This window comes from Caballeronia catudaia (genome assembly GCF_001544755.2).
GTDB classification, from domain to species: Bacteria; Pseudomonadota; Gammaproteobacteria; order Burkholderiales; family Burkholderiaceae; genus Caballeronia; species Caballeronia catudaia.
This window is the reverse complement of the sequence record NZ_FCOF02000133.1, coordinates 1-1,278: the sequence shown is the minus strand read 5'-3', so window position 1 is coordinate 1,278 and position 1,278 is coordinate 1. Positions and strand designations below refer to the sequence as shown.

Sequence of the window (1,278 nt, the reverse complement as noted above, 5' to 3'; positions counted from 1 at the left end):
TGTATAGACCGGAGACATGGGTAACAGGTGTGTCAGGACATGGGTAACACATTTAGCTCCTTTGACTGCCACGTTTCAAGCTGATCGTATCGAGGCGATGATGCACGAAATAGACATCGTAGCTGCCATCGGTTTGCGCGCATGCTCGGAAGGCGATAGGCAGGCCGACCAGCGCGCTCGACACCTTGAAGCGCCGCGACTTGAACCGCACTTCGCCGTTTTCAAGCACGCGCACCACGGCATCGCCGTCGCTGTATTCAATCGCCGGCAAGTGCTCCGGATACGCTCGTGGACTCATCCGATAGCGCGTGAACGGCGTGGCCATGCCCAACGCCTGATGCGGACGCTCGTGGTTATAGATGCTGCGCCACGCATCGAAGGCCTGCTGAGCGCTCTTCAGGTTCTCGAAGTGTCGACCTGCGAGCAATTCAGCCTTCATCGTTCGATGAAAGCGCTCGTCTTTGCCGTTGGTTTGCGGATGCGCCGGACGACTATGCGAGGGCCGGATGTCCAGGCGGATCAACCAGACTCCCAACGTGGTCAGTTGCCCTGGATGCGCGGGACAGCCCCACGGGGGGCCGTTGTCCGCGTTGATGCGCCGCGGCAGTCCGTAACGGCGAAACGCCGCGCGCAAGCACTCACGCACCACCCGGGTGGGCGTGCTGCCGCACGCATCGAGCACGAGGTTGAAGCGCGAATGATCATCCAGCACGGTGAACGGCCAGCAGCGCCGGCCACCGTCCAGTTCGATCCAGCCTTTGAAATCCATTTGCCACAGGTCATTGGGATGTTCGTGTTCGAAGCGCTGCCAGTGCGAGGCGTCCGTGGAGGCCTCTGGCGTAATCAAGCCATGCCGGTGCAGGATACGTGTCACCGTGCTGGGCGAGGGCACCTGAGCGCAGCCGATGTCGAGCATGCGACGACTGATCTTCGCCCCGCCCCAGGCCGGTTGGCCTTCGCGCAGTTCGACCACGCGTGTTTCGGTCTCGGCGGCGGTTCGTGCCGGACTATGAAGGGGACGTCTGGAGTGATCGGCCAACGTGGTATCGCCCTGTTCGTAACGCTCGATCCATTTGTAGCCCGTCTTCGGGCTAATGCCGTACTGCCGACACAATGCGCGCCGATTGGCGCCTTCTTGCGTCGCGAACCTCACGAATTCAAGCCGCAGATCCATGATGTCTTTGCTATCCCAGGTCATGGTCAACTCCGGACGAACCATTCGTCCGAAGTGTTACCCATGTCCTGGAACAGGTGTTACCCATGTCTCCGGTCTATACA

At 60.6% G+C, this 1,278-nt stretch carries 1 protein-coding gene; it reads right to left on the bottom strand.

The annotated features are described in order from the left end of the window. Positions 1 to 52: 52 nt before the first annotated feature. Positions 53 to 1,198, bottom strand: coding sequence for an IS481 family transposase (locus AWB75_RS36425; protein WP_061128741.1), 1,146 nt, complete (start codon positions 1,196 to 1,198; stop codon positions 53 to 55). Between the last annotated feature and the right edge of the window lie 80 nt (positions 1,199 to 1,278).